Below are 15,103 nucleotides of genomic sequence, written 5' to 3'. Positions count from 1 at the left end.
ATGGAGACAAACGCCTATGAACGAAATTTTGGCCATCTGGGCTGAATGGATCAAACCGTCCGCTGGATTGCCAACCGTCCAGTGGTCTATTTTGCTGGCGATTGCCGCCGCTGCCGGCCATCTCATCAACCGCTACACCGGCCTGCCCAAGGTGATCGGCTATTCGATCGTGGGCGCCTTCGCTGGTCTGGCCGGCTTCACTGGGGCGGTCTGGCCGTTGCAAGGAATCGGGCTTTTTCTGCTGGAACTCGGCGTGGCGGTGGTGCTGTTCGAGGCCGGTGGCCGTATTCCGTTGCGCTGGTTTCGCCATAACCCCATGGTGCTGGTACAAAGCGTGGCCGAATCCGCATTGACCTACTTTCTGGTTCATTGGGTATTGATAAGGCTGGGCGTGAACATAGTCGTCGCCGAATCGCTTGCTTTGCTGGCAATGGCCGCGTCGCCGGCGGTGCTGTCCCGCGTCGCCATGGACACGCATGCTGCCGGCCCTGTGACGGAGCGCGCGCTGGTGCTGTCCACGCTCAGCACCTTGTATGCCCTTACCCTGTGCAGTGCCCGCGCCGGCATGATGCCCCGGGGAGAAGCCGGCCTGTCGAGCACGCTCTATCCGGTGCTTGTCGTCCTCGGCTTGTCGGTGGTGGTGGGGGCCGTGCTGGCGCTGACCCTGCGGATCGCCCTGCGCGTGATGAGCCCCACCAGCGAAAACACCGCAATTTTGCTGCTTGCACTGATCGCCGCGGGGGCTGCGCTGGCGGCCCATTTTGGCGGATCGGCACCGCTGGCCGCGCTGCTGGGGGGCATGCTCCTCAAGCAGCTGAATCCGCGTCCCTGGTCATGGCCGCGCCAAATGGGCACCGCATCTTCCATGCTCACCATGCTGATGTTTGTGCTGGTATCGGTGGTGGCTGCGCAAGCCGACTGGCGACGCCCGGTGGCCACCCTGGTCGCGGCACTGATTCTGGCGCGGATAGTGGCCAAAATTTTCGGCGTTGCACTTGGCAATGTCGGCAGCGGTACCAGCTGGAAGCAAGCCTTGTGGGTCGGTTGCGCAATGTCGCCGATGTCCTCGGTGGCGCTGCTGCTGGTTTCACAGTATGTCGCCGCCTCCGCCACGTTCGGGCGCCAGATCGCGGGCGTGGCCTTGCCCGCCATTTTGCTGATGGAGGTGCTGGGAGCGATGTTGGCCACAGTGGCCATCTACCGCGCCGGAGAAAGTTCAAAACCCTGGGCGCCGCTGTCACGCGGCCCCTCATCAGTACCCGCCCATGAGTCTTGAGCCGTTCCAAAAATCAGCCGCCCTGTCACTGGGCGTCGAGCTTGAGCTACAGCTCGTGAACACGCACGACTATGACCTTGCCCCCTACGCCGAAGACATGCTGCGGCTGATGACCAAGACGCCGCTGCCCGGCGCCGTGGTGCCCGAGATGACGTCGAGCATGATTGAAATTTCCACGGATGTGTGCCAGTCGTCCTCGGAGGTGCTGGGCCAGCTTTCACAAATCCGCGACGCTCTGGTAAAAAGCGCCGACAAGCTCAATATCGCCGTGGTGGGCGGGGGCACCCACCCATTCCAGCAGTGGCACGAGCGCAGGATTTATGACAAGCCTCGCTTCCGCGAGTTATCCGAACTCTACGGCTATCTCTCTAAACAGTTCACCATTTTTGGTCAGCACGTGCATGTGGGTTGTCCGGACGCCGACAGTGCGCTGCTCACGCTGCACCGCATGTCGCGTTACATCCCGCATTTCATTGCCTTGTCAGCCTCCTCGCCTTATGTGCAGGGTCAGGACACCGCATTTGATTCAGCGCGGCTCAATTCTGTGTTTGCTTTTCCGCTGTCGGGCCGGGCTCCGTTTGCCTTGACCTGGGAGGACTTCACCGTGTACTTCGACAAAATGACACACACCGGCGTCGTCAAGAGCATGAAGGATTTTTACTGGGACATCCGGCCAAAGCCCGAGTTCGGAACCATCGAGATCCGGGTGTTCGACACGCCGCTTACCGTGGAGCGGGCCGCCGCGCTGTCCGGTTTCGTGCAGTCGCTGGCGTCATGGTTCATGCACGAGCATCCTTTCATGCCGACCGAAGACGACTACTTGGTCTACAACTACAACCGCTTTCAAGCTTGCCGCTTTGGCCTCGAAGCGGTTTATGTGGACCCTGCCACGGGCGGCCACATGCCGCTGCGGGAACACATTCTCCTGACCATGAGCCAGATCGCCAAGCATGCGGCCAGCGTCGGTGCCAGCGGAGCGATTCACCAGCTGCGGACCAGCGTGGACCGCGGCGGCAACGATGCCCGCTGGCTGCGCGAAAAGCAGGGCGAAGAACAACTGCTCGCCGAGGTTATCCGGCAGGCGGCCGAGCGCTTTCGCGGCGGTGTGACACACCTTCAACAGCGCTGAACTCAGCGCGGGGTGATCCCGCCCCTGCATTGGGCCTTGCGCACTGCCTGTATGCTCGGCGCCATGGGTGAATTTGACTTGATTGCGCGCTATTTCACACGCCCCACCGCGCGGGCCGCCCTGGGCGTGGGCGACGACTGCGCTTTGCTGCAGCCGACACCGGGTACGCAACTGGCCATTTCCAGCGACATGCTGGTGGAAGGTCGACACTTTTTACCCGACGTAGACCCGGCCGCGCTGGGACACAAAGCGCTGGCCGTCAACCTGAGCGACCTTGCCGCCTGCGGTGCCACGCCGCTGGCCTTCACACTGGCGCTCGCCTTGCCCAGCGCCGAGGAAGCTTGGCTGGCGCCGTTCTCGCGCGGTCTGCTGGCACTGGCCGATGCCCATGGCTGCGAGCTCATCGGCGGCGACACCACGCAAGGGCCGCTCACTATCTGTATCACCGTGTTCGGCGAAGTGCCCGTGATTGACGGCAAGAGCCAGGCACTGCTGCGCTCAGGCGCCAGAGCCGGCGACGATGTGTATGTAAGCGGCACGCTAGGCGATGCCCGGCTCGCTTTGGACACACTGCGAGGCACGCAAGTCTTGCCGCCAGCCGTCTTTGAACAAGCCAGACAGCGGCTTGAGCAACCGACCCCCCGCGTCGCGCTGGGCCAAGCACTGCGGGGCATCGCTTCGGCGGCGATTGACGTGAGCGACGGTTTTCTCGGCGATCTTCGTCACATCCTGGATGCGTCCAATGTGGGCGCCACGATCAACACCACCATTGCGACTGGCTTAATGGCTTGCTGTACACGCCCCGATTGGTCTAATGGTGTTATTTCCTTTGAACAGCAATTGAGCTGCGTGCTAGCGGGGGGCGATGACTACGAGCTGGTCTTCACGGCAGCGGTAGCGGCTCGCCAAGCCGTGCAGTCCGCGTCGCGCGAGGCGCGCACACCCGTCACTCGTGTCGGCCGTATCGAGCGAGCAGCCGGCTTGCGGTTGATTGACAGTCAGGGAAAAGCCTGGCCCAACCACTACCCCTCGTTCGATCACTTTTGCTGAACTTGCGGCGGAGCGAGTGCACGCAGAGAGTCCGCCAGCGTGGCGCCAGTTTGGTCGCCAACTCGCCGGCTTTTACTGATCCGCTCATTGCACCAAAGGCGAATCGACTCCTTCGAGATCCACGCCTTCCACCAGCGCCTGCCCGACCAGCAGCGTCATGTACTGGTGCAGCGCCCGGGCGCGCGATTGCATGGCCAACTGCACCTCGACGCGTTCGCGTACTTCCTCGTAAGGTGCCTGCTTGCCCTCGCGGCGACCCAGCACCTCGATGATGTGAAAACCAAAGCGTGTGTGGGTCAGCCGCGGATGCACGCCCATACCCCACTGCGAGTGTTTCTGATGAAACAGTTCGTTGGCCAGTTCCGGGGCACAGTCGTCAGGACTGATCCAGCCGAGGTCGCCGCCCAGCGTACTGGTTGGGCAGTTAGACAGCTCGGCTGCCAGTTGCGCAAAACGGTCGGGAGAGACGTCCTTGTGCGACAGCTCCAGCAGCGCCTTTTCAGCATGCACCGTCAACGCGTGGACATTCACGCCCGGCGTCACCGCAAACAGAATGTGCCGCACATGCAGCGCCTGTCCCACCACGAACTGCGGCTGGTGGGCCTCGTAATAACGCTGGCATTCACTCTCCGTGGGCTGAGGCGTCAGCACCTCCCGGTCCACCATGGCCTCGATCACCTTGCGCTCGGCCTCGCCAAGCGCGGGTGCCGTCAGCCCTTTGTGGCGCGGCAACAGCCCCGCCGACACCGCCTGCTGCCGCAGCAGTTCGGAATAGGCCAATTCGCCCAGCATGGTTTTGTCCGGGCGGTGCCCCGGCTCATGCAGCGCAATGCCGTTGATGCAGGCCGTTGCCAGAGTACCCTCGCTCGCGGTATCGGCACATTCGCAGGCACTGCTACCGCAGCCCGTGACCGTGGAAGTTGGGGTACTCATCGATATTTCCTCGCTACTTGACAAAATTTAACGGTTGACGGACGGCTTGCCCGGCAGGCCCAGACGGCGGCTGCGCACCACCTGGTAGGGTCGAAACAGATAACCGACCGAGGCAAAGCCGCTCCACACATGGACCAAGCGGCTAAACGGGAAGAGCAGGAAAATCGTCATGCCGAGCACGATGTGGAACAGATACGGCCATGGCACGGCAGCCAGCGCTTCAGCGTTCACCGCGCGCAAGGTGAGAATGCGTTGCGCCCAATCGGCAAGTATCAACATCACGCTGCCGTCAGAATGCGCCCATGAAAACGGCAAGGTAATCAGGCCGATCACCAACTGAGCCCAAAGGATCACCAAAATCGCAAGGTCGGTCCGATGACTGGTGTAGCGAATGCGCGGATCGAAGACCCGGCGGTAGATCAGCATCGAAAGGCCGATGAAGCACAGCACGCCGAAAGCACCGCCCGAGTAAATCGCTATTTTCTGCTTGACCGGTGCTTCGAGGAAGTGCGAATAGAACGCGTGCGGTGTCAACAAACCCAGCAGGTGGCCGAAGAACAAAAACAAGATACCGACATGGAACAAATTGCTGCCCCAGCGCAGCAGGCCGCTACGCAGAAGCTGGGACGAGTCGCTCTTCCAGGTGTACTGGTCCCGGTCGAAGCGGATCAGACTGCCGAGCAGAAATACCGTTAGGCAGATGTAGGGGTAGACGCCAAAGAGAAAACCATGCAGCGGGGTCATGCTTGCGCTCCTTCGACGGGTCGTCCCTTGCGGACGATGTGAATGGGTTGCGGCTGGTCGGGTCGGGATTGACCTTTGGAGGAACACCCGTCAAAAACGACGGGCTCTTCCCAGACCGCGTCGATCGGCTCTTCAGCCGCGACCTGGACCGGCTGCGCTTTTTCTCCCGCCAGTTCCAGCAGGGCACCCAGCACGCAGGCATAAGCACTGCCGCGCTGCTGCAACGCGGAAAAAATAGCGTTGAAGATGTGCGCCATTTCGGCCAGGAACTCGCGCGCCTCGCGCGGTGGTTGTGTCGAGGTGAATTCAAGCACCACCGGCAGAAAGTCGGGCATCTCGCCTTCGGCAAGAAACAAGCCGGCCTTCTCGTAAGTTTGAGCCAGATCGATCATGGCGGGCCCGCGGTCACGGGAGTCACCATGCACATGTTCGAAAAGATGCAGGGAGGTGGCCCGGCCGCGGTCAAAAACTTCCACGTAGTCTGCTTCGGCGTCGAGCGGCGCCGCACGTTCCAGCGAATTGATCAAGGCGTCGAGCTCGGCCAGTCGCTGCTGCGGCAACGCCCGTTCGTCGTGAAGCGCTTTGCGAAGTTCCGCTAGATTGCTCCGCAGTGCGGTATCCGGATACCCGAGGAGTCGTGCCAGTACGCGCAGACTCATCGAAGACCTCGGAGGATTGTTGAAAAATGTCATCGTTCAGACCTCCACCTTGATGGGAATAGTACGTTTCCGGTTGCCACCGAACAGGCTCACGTCGCTGGAACCGTCAGAGCAGCCGTTGCCGAAAGAAAAGCCGCAACCGCCGCGCATATCGAACGCGTTTTCTGCGTATTCGCGGTGGCTGGTAGGGATGACGAAACGGTCCTCGTAGTTGGCGATTGCCATGACGTGGTACATCTCCTCGACCTCGGCGACCGTCAGCCCGGCTTGCTCAAGCACCGCCAGGTTCTGCACTTGGTCGACGTGCTTGCTGCGCTGATAGGACCGCATGGCCAGCATCCGTTGAAGCGAACGAATCACCGGCGCGGTATCGCCTGCCGTCAACAGGTTGGCCAGATACTGGACTGGAATACGCATCTGGGCAATGTCCGGCAGTTCACCGTTAATGCCGATTTGACCGGCGTTGGCCGCCGACGTGATGGGCGACAGGGGCGGCACATACCAGACCATCGGCAGCGTGCGGTACTCCGGGTGAAGCGGCAGGGCCACTTTCCATTCAACGGCCATCTTGTACACCGGGCTGCGACGCGCGCCCTCGAGCCAGGCCTCGGGTATGCCATCTTTACGCGCCTGTTCAATAACTTCGGGGTCATTCGGGTTCAAAAAGATGTCAAGCTGGGCACGGTAGAGGTCCTTGTCGTCTTCCACGCTGGCCGCTTCCTGAATACGGTCAGCGTCGTACAGCACCACGCCGAGATAACGGATGCGTCCAACACAGGTTTCACTGCACACCGTCGGCTGGCCGGCCTCAATACGTGGATAGCAAAAAGTGCACTTCTCGGCCTTGCCACTCTTCCAGTTGTAGTAAATTTTCTTGTATGGACAACCCGAGACGCACATACGCCAGCCGCGGCACTTGTCCTGGTCAATCAAAACAATGCCGTCTTCCTCGCGCTTGTAAATCGAGCCCGACGGACACGACGCCACACAGGTCGGATTGAGGCAATGCTCGCACAGCCGCGGCAAGTACATCATGAAGGTGTTCTCGAACTGGCCAACCATGTCCTTCTGGACCTGCTCAAAATTGGCCAGGTTGGCATCCTTGCTGCGCTTGGAAAATTCGCCGCCCAAAATCTCTTCCCAATTCGGCCCCCACTCGATTTTTTCCATTCGCTTGCCAGTGATCAGACTGCGCGGCCGCGCGGTCGGCGTGGCCTGCATCTCCGGAGCCGACTGCAGGTGGTCGTAGTCGAAGGTAAAGGGTTCGTAGTAGTCGTCAATCTGCGGCATGTTCGGATTGGCGAAAATGCGCATCAGCAACTTCCACTTGCCGCCTTGGCGCGGTTCGATTGAGCCGTCGTTTTTGCGAATCCAGCCGCCATTCCACTTGTCCTGGTTTTCCCATTCCTTGGGGTAACCGATGCCGGGCTTGGTCTCAACGTTGTTGAACCAGGCGTATTCCATTCCCGGCCGACTGGTCCAGACGTTCTTGCAGGTAACCGAACAGGTATGGCATCCAATGCATTTGTCGAGATTCAGCACCATGCCGATTTGCGCGCGGACTTTCATGCTGCTTCTCCCAGTTTTTGCACCGTCTCAGCGCGGTCGTCATCGCGTGGCGTGTCGAGCCAGTCCACCTTGTCCATCTTGCGCACGACTACGAATTCGTCGCGGTTGGTACCGATGGTTCCGTAATAATTAAAGCCGTAAGAGAGTTGCGCGTAGCCACCGATCATGTGGGTAGGCTTGAGTACGATGCGGGTCACCGAATTGTGGATGCCGCCGCGCTGGCCTGTAATCTCCGAGCCCGGCGTGTTGATGATCTTTTCCTGCGCGTGATACATCATCACCATGCCGGGCTTGATGCGCTGGCTGACGACCGCGCGAGCGGCAATCGCGCCATTGACGTTGTACAGCTCAACCCAGTCGTTGTCCGCGACGCCAATGAGTTTGGCGTCGTCTTCGCTGAGCCAGATAATCGGGCCGCCGCGGCTCAGGGTGAGCATCAGCAGGTTATCGGTGTAGGTCGAGTGGATGCCCCATTTCTGGTGTGGCGTGATGAAATTCAGAAGGATCTCAGTGTTGCCGTTGGACCGGATGCCATGCACCCCGGCCGTCGCCTTCAGGTTCACCGGTGGCCGGTAGCTGGCGAGGCCCTCGCCGAAGGCCAGCATCCACGGGTGATCCTGGTAAAACTGCTGCCGCCCGGTCAGGGTGCGCCAAGGGATCAGCTCGTGTACGTTGGTATAGCCGGCGTTGTACGACACGGTCTCGGATTCGATACCGCTCCAGGTCGGCGAGCTGATGATCTTGCGCGGCTGCGCCTGAATGTCGCGAAAGCGGATTTTTTCGTCTTCGCGGTGAATTGCCAGATGCGTGTGCTCGCGGCCGGTCTGCTTGCCCAATGCGGTCCAGGCCTTCACCGCCACATGGCCGTTGGTTTCGGGCGCGAGTTGCAGCACCATTTCGCAGGCATCGATGTCGCTGTTAATCCTGGGCATGCCCAAGGTCACGCCTGGCTCGGTGACAACGCCGTTCAGCTCGCCGAGCTGTCGCACCTCTGTCTCGGTGTTCCACGAAATGCCTTTTCCGCCGTTGCCAATCCTGGTGAGCAGCGGGCCGACCGCCGTGAAGCGTTTGTAGACGTTCGGATAGTCGCGTTCGATGACCTGCATCTGTGGCGCAGTCTTGCCGGGAATCAGCTCGCACTCGCCACGTTTCCAGTCTTTCACTTCAAACGGCTGGGCCAGCTCGCCGGGAGAGTCATGCATAAGCGGCGTCAGCACCATTTCACGCTCGACACCCAGATGGCCGTCACAGAGTTCGCTGAATTTTTTCGCAAACCCTTTGTAGATTTCCCAGTCGCTTTTTGATTGCCACACCGGATCCACCGCAGTCGACAGCGGATGGATGAAGGGGTGCATGTCACTGGTGTTCAGATCGTTCTTCTCATACCACGTTGCGGTCGGCAGCACGATGTCGGAATACAGGCAGGTCGTGCTCATGCGGAAGTCCAGCGTGACCAGCAGATCAAGCTTGCCTTCGGGCGCCTTGTCGTGCCAGACCACTTCCTGGGGCTTGCCTTCCTCGGCGCCCAAATCTTTGCCTTGCACCCCGTTGCTGGTTCCGAGCAGGTGCTTCAAGAAATATTCATGGCCTTTGCCGGACGATCCGATGATGTTGGATCGCCATACGAACATGTTGCGAGGCCAGTTGTCGGGATGATCCGGGTCTTCGCAGCTCATCTTGAGCGAGCCGTCCTTGAGCGACTTGACGACATAGTCTTTTGCATCCAGGCCCTGCGCTTGCGCGTCGCGCACCACCTGCATCGGGTTGGTTTGCAATTGCGGTGCTGATGGGAGCCAGCCCATGCGCTCTGCACGCACGTTGTAGTCAATCATGCTGCCGCCGTAGAGTTTCTTGTCCGCGAGCGGGGACAAGACTTCATCAACGCCCAGCTTTTCATAGCGCCACTGATCCGTGTGGGCGTAGAAAAAGCTAGTCGAGTTCATCTGGCGCGGCGGGCGGATCCAGTCGAGCGCGAAGGCAAGCGGGGTCCAGCCGGTCTGCGGACGCAGCTTTTCCTGACCCACATAGTGGGCCCAGCCACCGCCGCTCTTGCCGACGCATCCGCACATCATCAACATGTTGATGACACTGCGGTAGTTCATGTCACTGTGGTACCAGTGATTCATGCCGGCACCGATGATCACCATCGATCGGCCTTCGGTTTTTTCGGCGTTTTCGGCGAACTGGCGCGCGACCGTGATCACCTGATCGCGCGGCACGCCGGTGATCTGTTCCTGCCAAGCGGGCGTGTAAGGGGTGTTGTCATTGAAATCGGCGGCGGCCAGTTCACCGGGCAAGCCACGCGGAATACCGTATTGCGCGGCTTGCAGGTCAAAAACGGTTGCCACCAGGGCCGAACGCTCCTCGCCCGCCTTACCCAAGGCGATGCGCTGCACCGGCACCGTGCGCACCAGCACATCGCCTTGCTCGTTGTTGGGAAAATGCTCGTGATGAATGCCGCCAAAATATGGGAAACCGACTTGTACACAGTTCTGACTCGGCGCTTCGCCTTCCATCACCGACAGCTTGAGTGCCACATCGCCGCCATGACGTGCTTCCTTGGCCTCAAGGTTCCACTGTCCCGCATCGGCGCGGCCATCCGGGCCCCAACGAAAACCGATGGCGCCGTGCGGTAACACCACCTTGCCACTTGCATCGAATGCAACGGTTTTCCATTCTGGATTGTTGTCCTGGCCAAGCTTGCCGTTGAAGTCGGATGCGCGCACGTAGCGGTCGGGGACCATCACCGTCTCGCCGTTCGTCAGCTGGTGTTCCTTCAGCATCACCAGCATCGGCAGGTCGGTGTAGCGACGCGCGTAATCGTCGAAATAGGCCGAGCGAGGTCTCCCGTTGCCGCCGAAATAGAAGTCCTTCAAAATCACATGGCCCATCGCCATCGCCACCGCGGCATCGGTGCCCTGCTTGGGATGCAGCCACAGGTCCGAGAGCTTCGCGACCTCGGAATAATCAGGCGTGATGGCGACGGTCTTGGTGCCTTTGTAACGGACTTCTGTAAAGAAGTGCGCATCGGGCGTCCGCGTCTGCGGTACGTTCGAGCCCCAAGCGATGATAAAACTGGAGTTGTACCAATCGGCCGATTCCGGCACGTCGGTCTGCTCACCCCAAACCTGCGGGCTTGAAGGAGGCAGGTCGCAATACCAGTCGTAAAAGCTCAAGTTGACGCCGCCGATCAGCGACAAATAGCGTGAGCCCGATGCATAACTGACCATCGACATGGCCGGAATTGGCGAGAAGCCGACGATGCGGTCGGCACCATGCTTTTTGATCGTGTAGACATTCGACGCGGCGATGATCTCGTTAACCTCGTCCCAGCTCGAACGCACAAAACCACCGAGACCGCGCACGCTTTGATAGTCGCGCCGTTTGGCGTCGTCTTGAACGATCGCCGCCCACGCATCGACCGGAGCCAGCGTCTGGCGCGCTTCGCGCCAGTGCTTCAGCAGGCGCCCGCGCACCATCGGATATTTGACGCGATTGGCACTGTACAGGTACCAGCTATAGCTCGCGCCGCGGGCACAACCGCGCGGTTCGTGGTTAGGCATGTCCCAGCGCGTGCGCGGGTAATCGGTCTGCTGGGTTTCCCAGGTCACGATGCCGCCCTTGACATAGATCTTCCACGAGCAGGAGCCGGTGCAATTCACGCCGTGCGTGCTGCGCACAATTTTGTCGTGCGCCCAGCGGTTGCGGTAGGCATCTTCCCAGGTGCGGTCTTCAGCCGTGGTGATTCCATGGCTGCCCGAAAACGATTCCGTCGGGCTGGAAAAGTGGCTTAATCGATCAAGAAAATGACTCATTTGATTCTCCGTTACCAGCTTGTTGAAGAGTGCTTCAAGGGTTTTTAATCTCGGCCCCGGCGCGGAGGTAGAACCACCAGTTGAGCACCAGGCACAAGGCATAGAAGATGGCGAAGCCATACATCGCGTTCTCGGGCGTGCCCGCCTTGATCTGGGCACCAATCACAACCGGGGCAATGAAAGCGCCATAAGCGGCAATGGCCGAAGTCCAGCCCAGCACGGGACCGGCTTGCTGGCGGTCAAAAATGACGCCGATCGTGCGGAAGGTCGAGCCATTGCCAATGCCGCTGGCTGCGAACAGTACGACGAACAACACCATGAACATCAGAAAATAGTGCTCTGGAGTCGCCGACTTGTAGGCCAGCAGCATGACGTAGCCCACGGCTGCCGAGGCGGCGACCATGATGGCAGAAATGATCTGCGTCACGATGGAGCCGCCGATCTTGTCCGCAATCCAGCCCCCCACAGGTCGAATCAGCGCGCCCACGAAGGGACCGATCCAGGCATACGCCAGCACCGCCGGCGCGTTCGGGTTGTTGAGGGTGTGCTGCATCACCCCCGCCGCGTCAGGCACATGACTGATGCCGAAGATCACTTTCATCGACAGCGGCAAAGCCATCGAGAAACCAATGAAAGAGCCGAAGGTGACGATGTACAAAATCGTCATCGACCAGGTGTGCTTGTTGCGAAAGATGGCGAACTGCTTGGCGACGCTTTCCTTCATCGGGCCAAAGGCCGTGACTTTCAGCACCATCAGCGTACTGACGATGATCAGCGGCATGGCAATCCACATGTTCAGCAGGCCCAGTCCGCTGGGCTTGGGCAGGTACAGGTACAGCCCAATACCCGCCGGCACGAACGACAAGGTGTACAGCCAGATGATCTTGAGAAAGGCTGGAATCGTGCCACCAATAGCGGGAGACACCGTCGTCAGATTGTTCAGGCCGAAGAAACACAGGATCGACAAGGGCACCAGTGACAGCAGCCAGGCAAAACCGGCGTTTTGAATCCAGGTCGGCGTGCCGGCGGCGATCTTGCCGAAGATCCAGCCACTGTCTTTGACCAGCATCATCGGTTCGCCACCGAAGCTGCCGAAAACGCTCACGGTCATGACCAGTGGAATGACGACCTGCATGGCCGTCACGCCGAAGTTGCCGAGCCCGGCGTTAATGCCAAGCGCCGTGCCCTGCAGGCGCTTTGGAAAGAAGGGGCTGATATTGGACATGGAACTGGCAAAGTTGCCGCCGCCCACGCCAGACCAAAGCGCCATCAGTTGAAACGTCCACAGCGGCCATTCAGGGTGCTGCAACACAATGCCCGTACCGATGGCGGGTGCCAGCAGCATGGACGTGGTCAGAAAGATGGTGTTGCGCCCACCGGCCAGCCGGATCAGGAAGGAAGCGGGAATGCGCATGGTGGCCCCCGCCAATCCGGCGATGGCGGCGAGCGTGAACAACTCCGCTTGAGTGAACGGGTAACCCAGATTCAGCATCTGTACCGTGATGATCCCCCACATGCCCCAGACGGCAAAGCCGCACAACAGGCTGGGCACGGAAATCCAGAGATTGCGGTAGGCAATGCGCTTGCCGGTGCTTTCCCAGAACTGCTCGTCCTCGGGACGCCAATCGGTGATGTCAACACTGGAATTTTTTTGTGTGTTCATGATGTTTTTTTTGCAAAGAGTTCCGTTTCAAGCCTGCGCGCCGACCGCGTTCTTACCAAGGACTTCAGTGCGGCGCACTTCTGTCCAGTAAAGCCAGATCAGTGAGACCCAGACCACGCCGTACATCAGCATGAAAGCGCTGGAGCGAATGCCTGTCAGGTCCATCAGTGCACCGAACATGATCGGCAGCACGAAGCCGCCCAATCCGCCCGCCAGCCCGACGACGCCGCTGATGGCACCGATATTGTGGGAATAATCGTCGCTGATGTATTTGAAGACACTGGCCTTACCGAACGCAAAGGCCACACCCAGAATGGCCATCAACGCAGTGAAGGTGTACATGTTCAAGCCGAGGTGGAAAGTGGTGGGTCCGTTAGCCGTGAAAATAGTGAAGTCGGTCTGCGGATACGACAGCAGGAACAGACAGATCCAGCTCACCCAGAGGACCCACCAGGTGACGCTGTGCGCACCGTATTTATCGGAAAGCACACCGCCCACTGCGCGCAATACCCCACCGGGCAGCGAGAAGCAGGCCGCCAACAGCGCAGCGACGCGAATGTCCAGCCCATACTCGCCCACGTAGTACTGCACCATCCACAGTGACAGCGCCACGTACCCGCCGAACACAATGCTGTAGAACTGACAGTATTTGAGTACTTTGGGATCTTTCAGCGTCTTGAGTTGGTCCATGAACTTGACGTTGCTAGGCACCAGGTGCGCCGGGTCACTTTGGCTGAACAGCCAAAATAGCACCAGCGCGCCAAGCATGATGGCCGCATACACCTGCGGCACCATGGCCCAGCCGAAACCAACCAGTAACACCGGCGCTATAAATTTGTTGACCGCAGCCCCGGAGTTGCCGGCGCCGTACACACCCATGGCCATACCCTGGCTCTTCTTGGGAAACCAACGCGCCACGTAGGGTGTTCCCACCGAGAACGAGCCGCCAGCCAGACCGACGAACAGTCCGATCACAATGAAATGCCAATATTCGGTGGCGTAGCTGAGAACCCAAATTGCCGGCACCGTCAGAGCCATCAGAACGGCCATGACGATGCGCCCGCCGTACTTGTCGGTCCAGATGCCCAGCGGGACGCGAATAAGCGAACCTGTCAGTATCGGTGTCGCCGTGAGCAAACCGAATTGCGTGGCGTTGAGATTAAGCATCTTTTTGATTGGGATGCCGATGACGCCAAACATCATCCAGACCATGAAGCAGACGGTGAACGCCAGCGTACTAACAATCAACACTGACCATGCTTTTCTTGAATTACTCAGTTCAGAGGCCATATTTTTTTCTCCAAAGACATGGCATGACTGTGAGTTTTTTCGCGCGTTTTGAATATCCCCCTTAGGGACGTAACAGGAACGAAAGAGGAACTAGGGCGACCTCGGTGGCATAGTTCTAAAGAACTAGGTCGCGACGAAAACGCTTTATCGCTGTAGCGCCCCGCTACGAAGACTGGCTACTTCTAAAGGCGCGTGATCGCGCGACTGAGTGCAGCGGTCGACTTCCGTCTGCGACTACGCCCTACGGCCAGGCGTCAACCCAGTTCCCGGCTGGCTGCATAAACAGCGGCCTGAACCCGTGAGGTCAGTTGCAGCTTGCGAAGAATATGCTGGACGTGAATCTTGACCGTGGTTTCGGCGATGTCGAGCTTGCGCGCAATCGCTTTGTTGCTGTCGCCGTGCGCGATCAAGGTAACCACTTCGCGCTCACGTGCAGACAGCAAATCGAGGGCCGAACCATCGCGAGAATACGCTACCCGCTCGACCCGCGGGCTGGCGGTTTCGATCGCGGCAGTGCCGCCTGAAGGAGCGGGCGGGGCTTTCGCGCGGAAGGCCGTGACCAGCTTGGTCATCATTTCCGGGCTGACCACGGACTCCCCTGCGAGTACCTTGACGATTAATTCGGACAGGTGATCCAGTTCCACCGTTTTGAGCAGATACCCGTCCGCACCGGCCTGCAGTGCCGCAGCCAGATCATCCTCGTCCTCACTCACGGTCAGCATCAAAATGCGGGTGTCCGGGGCGGCTTCCTTAAGGGTCGCGATGCCGTCCACGCCGCGAACGCCAGGCATGTGGTTGTCCAGAAGAATCAGGTCCGGCTTGCCGCGTTCTATACAACGCAGGGCTTCGCCGATATCGCCAGCCTCGAAGGCCACGTTGAAGCGCTCGTCGAGTGACAGCAATGCAATCAGTCCCCGACGGAACAGGGGATGGTCGTCAACCACCAGCAGCTGAATCTGTTTCATGGTGTCTTTT

The 15,103-nt window shown here is 59.7% G+C and carries 11 protein-coding genes; 3 read left to right on the top strand and 8 right to left on the bottom strand.

Translation table 11 applies throughout. The annotated features are described in order from the left end of the window. Positions 1-16: 16 nt before the first annotated feature. The 3 genes from HHJ16_RS16690 (at position 17) to thiL (ending at position 3,455) form a co-directional block, all read left to right on the top strand. The gene (locus HHJ16_RS16690; RefSeq protein ID WP_296902426.1) at positions 17-1,276 is read left to right on the top strand and encodes a cation:proton antiporter; all 1,260 of its coding nucleotides are present in this window, start codon (positions 17-19) and stop codon (positions 1,274-1,276) included. After that, positions 1,266-2,405 carry a YbdK family carboxylate-amine ligase gene (locus tag HHJ16_RS16685; protein ID WP_296902424.1) on the top strand — a complete coding sequence of 380 codons (1,140 nt, stop codon included), beginning with the start codon at positions 1,266-1,268 and terminating at the stop codon, positions 2,403-2,405. Before HHJ16_RS16690 ends, HHJ16_RS16685 begins: the two co-directional genes overlap by 11 nt. Positions 2,406-2,468: 63 nt before the next feature. Beyond that, on the top strand, positions 2,469-3,455 hold the full coding sequence (gene thiL, locus HHJ16_RS16680) for a thiamine-phosphate kinase (RefSeq protein WP_296902422.1): 987 nt from the start codon (positions 2,469-2,471) through the stop codon (positions 3,453-3,455). Between the two features lie 84 nt (positions 3,456-3,539). Here the strand turns inward: thiL and HHJ16_RS16675 are convergent, their stop codons facing one another. The 8 genes from HHJ16_RS16675 to HHJ16_RS16645 form a co-directional block, all read right to left on the bottom strand. Next, positions 3,540-4,388 carry a peptidylprolyl isomerase gene (locus HHJ16_RS16675; RefSeq protein WP_296902421.1) on the bottom strand — a complete coding sequence of 283 codons (849 nt, stop codon included), beginning with the start codon at positions 4,386-4,388 and terminating at the stop codon, positions 3,540-3,542. A gap of 27 nt (positions 4,389-4,415) precedes the next feature. Further along, the gene (gene narI, locus HHJ16_RS16670) at positions 4,416-5,132 is read right to left on the bottom strand and encodes a respiratory nitrate reductase subunit gamma (protein ID WP_296902419.1); all 717 of its coding nucleotides are present in this window, start codon (positions 5,130-5,132) and stop codon (positions 4,416-4,418) included. Beyond that, positions 5,129-5,824 carry a nitrate reductase molybdenum cofactor assembly chaperone gene (gene narJ, locus HHJ16_RS16665; RefSeq protein ID WP_296902417.1) on the bottom strand — a complete coding sequence of 232 codons (696 nt, stop codon included), beginning with the start codon at positions 5,822-5,824 and terminating at the stop codon, positions 5,129-5,131. The genes narI and narJ overlap by 4 nt, the downstream gene beginning before the upstream one ends. Before the next feature lie 3 nt (positions 5,825-5,827). Further along, positions 5,828-7,360: a nitrate reductase subunit beta gene (gene narH, locus HHJ16_RS16660; protein WP_296902416.1), complete on the bottom strand. Its 1,533-nt coding sequence runs from the start codon at positions 7,358-7,360 to the stop codon at positions 5,828-5,830. Continuing rightward, positions 7,357-11,175 (bottom strand): nitrate reductase subunit alpha, encoded by a 3,819-nt coding sequence (locus tag HHJ16_RS16655; protein ID WP_296902415.1) that lies wholly within the window; start codon positions 11,173-11,175, stop codon positions 7,357-7,359. Before HHJ16_RS16655 ends, narH begins: the two co-directional genes overlap by 4 nt. Before the next feature lie 34 nt (positions 11,176-11,209). Further along, complete coding sequence (locus HHJ16_RS16950; RefSeq protein ID WP_366557508.1) at positions 11,210-12,838, bottom strand: MFS transporter; 1,629 nt, start codon at positions 12,836-12,838, stop codon at positions 11,210-11,212. 27 nt (positions 12,839-12,865) lie between these two features. After that, complete coding sequence (locus tag HHJ16_RS16945; protein ID WP_366557507.1) at positions 12,866-14,128, bottom strand: nitrate/nitrite transporter; 1,263 nt, start codon at positions 14,126-14,128, stop codon at positions 12,866-12,868. A gap of 254 nt (positions 14,129-14,382) precedes the next feature. Beyond that, the gene (locus tag HHJ16_RS16645; protein ID WP_296902413.1) at positions 14,383-15,093 is read right to left on the bottom strand and encodes a response regulator; all 711 of its coding nucleotides are present in this window, start codon (positions 15,091-15,093) and stop codon (positions 14,383-14,385) included. Positions 15,094-15,103 lie beyond the last annotated feature (10 nt).

The organism is Polaromonas sp., from assembly GCF_012927485.1.
GTDB lineage: Bacteria > Pseudomonadota > Gammaproteobacteria > Burkholderiales > Burkholderiaceae_C > Polaromonas.
Note: the sequence above shows the minus strand (reverse complement) of the source record. Positions and strands in the feature narration are given on the sequence as shown.